Raw genomic sequence first — 3,113 nt, forward strand, 5'->3', positions numbered from 1 at the left:
ATTCCCAGAACTGGAAGCCAGCCGGGTCAGGCGCACGGTCGTAGTACAGAATGTAGATCGACGCGAGCTGCTGCTGCGCTGTGAGTGTGTTGATATCTAGCGGCATTTTAAGTCCCTTCCGTGGAGCGCTCGAATAATGAAGCTCGTTTTTCCCTGTCTCAGCCTGCGACGGCTCTTGCTGCGTGCTACATGCTCAGAACACGCAGCTGTCGCGCACTGATACTCTCCTCCCGTACCTATCTTGGGGAGACGTTTCAAGCAAAAGGTGTATAGTGATTTACATACTCTGACCTATACATGTCTTTTATGCCGCAAACCCACACTGCTTTATACGTCAGGGCGACGCGCTCGATATGGTCGCGTGAAATGAAGCTATAGGTCTCCGGTAAAACCGGGGCGATTCAAATTACACCCAGCTCTGGACCTTCAGAGCTACGAAGTGCTGGGATTAGACGCCGAAGAAAACCTTCTGAAAGTCGTAGCGGACCAACAGGACACGGCTTATCGAGCTTGCAGGCAATCTATGGGAGTGGTCACCATGTCAGCTGGGACCTTACCTCAGTTGGAGCGTTAAGTCTCGAGCTGGCTCAGGTGCAATAAGCCCAAGAAGAACTTTAAGACCTGCCCAACCCTTCATCACGAAGACATTACCGGACAGGAAAGAATTCTCTTTAGAACTCCTACCGAAAGACAATCAGGGTGATCTTCAAGAGCCCTTGATCACCTTAGAAAAAAGCCCCCGGCAGCGCCGGGGGCTTTCTCGTTTTCGTTCGGAAACCAGCGAGGGCTTCAGAAAGGACGATCGTCCAATCAGATAACGAAACCGTTCTCGATCAGCTGATTGTAGTCTGCCGAGCCGACGAGGTTGATTTCTTGGAGACCCTCGAGAGAAGCACCGAAGTCGAGGCTGCCGAGCTCAGTCACGGATGCAACCGGGTCATCGCCGTCGTCTTCATCACCGTCCCAAGTAATCTCGAAGACCTTGTACTCACCTTCGTTTTGATCGTTTTCGATCATCATAATGGCCTTGGCGTCCCCGATAAGCTCTTCCTGATCGGTTTTCTGGTACTCGACCAGCGAAAACTCACTCTCAGTAAAGCCACCGTACTCGTTATCAGGATCTGCAAGCGTGTTGTTGAACAGATCCTCAATGATACCAGCGTCGAGGCCTTCGAAGGTTTCGTTTTCACCAGTGTCGGTTGCAATTCTGCGCACCGACACCTCGTTAGCCTCAGCACCACCACCGTCGAGCGTGCTGTTATCCGCAGCATAGTCGAGAGTGACAGGGATCAGGATATTGGAGTCCGAACTGTCAGCCGGGGCACTGTTGTCAGAGCTATCGAACAGGCTGTTGAGGTAGTCCGAGAAGTCCAGGAAGTCGAGGCCCTCTTGACCGCTAGCCTCCCATTGTGGTGCATCCTGCGCACTAACAAATTCCCCGTCACCAGCCGTCGTGAAGTTCATGATCGTGTCGTCCCCGAACAGACCTTCCATGACGATGGTCTCATTGCTGGCGTAGTTATTCAGCGTGTTGTTCGGGTTGGAGCTGATCGGAGTGAAGTCGTCGATGGCTCCGCCAAAGTCATCGTTATCCGTCGACAGGACGATGAGGTCATTGGCCTGGTCGTTGGAGCCGCCGTTGATGACGTTGTCGTTCTCAACATTGCTCTCATCACCACTCTCGAACTGGTTGTCACCAGCCGCGTTCCACGAGTCAGGCACACTGAGGCTTTCATACCAGTCATCGGTCTCAACATCGTCGGTCAGATCTGGAACGTCGGGACCGGCGGCATCGCCGTTTGCATCCGCCAGATCGTTGATTACGATACCCGAGTTGTTGAATACCGCCTGGGCTTCATCTTCAACCTCGTTCCAATCATCATCTTCGTCGCCTTGGTCGGCCTGCGAGATGTCGATGCGGAGATCATCACCATCCCATTCACCACCGGTGGTCGTCTCGATGACCAGGGTATTGTTCTCCCCAATTCTGACGCTCAGCAGCTTGCTGAGAACGGGATCATTCTCGATCGCCGCAATCACCGCCGCGTTCACATCACGCTGGTCGCCGAAGAACCTGTTACCGTTGACCAGGTTACCGATTGTAGCCGTCGCCTCATAGCCGTCGACGCCACTTTCGGCTGTGTCAAAGGCCATGACGCCACCACCGTCGTCAAGATCACCATCGCCCGCACCAGACAGGGTCACTGTAATCGTCGCGCCGCCGACATAGGCCAGCGAGGTTGGAACACCAGGGATGTCAACCGCATCATTGATGTCACTGCCATCTTGAAACTCCGAACGCACCACATCGAAGTTGAAGGCCCAGCCAGCCGTTTCACCACCGGAGGTGTCGATGAAGTCCTCATCAGCACCGCCGTCAATATTCAAATTGAACTTGCTGACATCGCTGTCCTGCGAGGTTTCCTTTTTCGTCTTGATGGTATCCTGACCATCTCCGGTTTCGATGTTGATATTGTCGAGAATCGACTGGTTGAGACGCTGATTATTGTCGTCATCGAAGTCGCCGATCCCGTTGAACAAGACCGTATCGTTACCGCCATTGGTCGAGATGTTCAGCGAAGAGCCCGCGAAATCTACCGCATCACCATCCACGTCCACATCGACATTGTCGTTACCCGATCCGGTCGTCACATTGTAGGGCGTAGCCGTCTCACTACCGTCATAGGACAGTTCCAGAGAGACATTGCCACCGCCTTGGGCCGTGATCGTGTCAGCATTGGTAACACCGTTGAGCGTCAGATTGCCTTTGAACTCATCAGCATCGATGCGATCCAATGTGCCCCCGAAGCCGTCACGCACCACGAGGCTGGCGAAGCTGTCGCCGTTCGCGAAGTCCTCATGCGTCGCGATATTGACAACACTAAGCGCACCCAGCGTCGAGGTGATCGAGCCAACGTTCGACGGCTTTGCGTCTGCACCGTCGCCACCAACGCCCTTGACGTCGATATTGAACACTTCGATGCCGCCGGCAATGCCTTCATTGACCGACTGTGCCTTGCCACCGATGACGAGATCGCCACCTTCACCGCCACGGCCGACCTTCTCGAGCTCGACATTGACGCTGATCGGGAAGTCTTCCGTGCCGGGGTCCT

General features: G+C 54.3%; 1 protein-coding gene. It reads right to left on the reverse strand.

The annotated features are described in order from the left end of the window. Nucleotides 1-810: 810 nt before the first annotated feature. Nucleotides 811-3,113 (reverse strand): hypothetical protein (locus C6W92_RS17785; protein ID WP_164989294.1); only part of this gene is annotated, 2,303 nt, incomplete at its 5' end.

Origin of the sequence: Roseovarius sp. A46 (genome assembly GCF_004126395.1) — a bacterium.
GTDB classification, from domain to species: Bacteria; Pseudomonadota; Alphaproteobacteria; order Rhodobacterales; family Rhodobacteraceae; genus Roseovarius; species Roseovarius nitratireducens.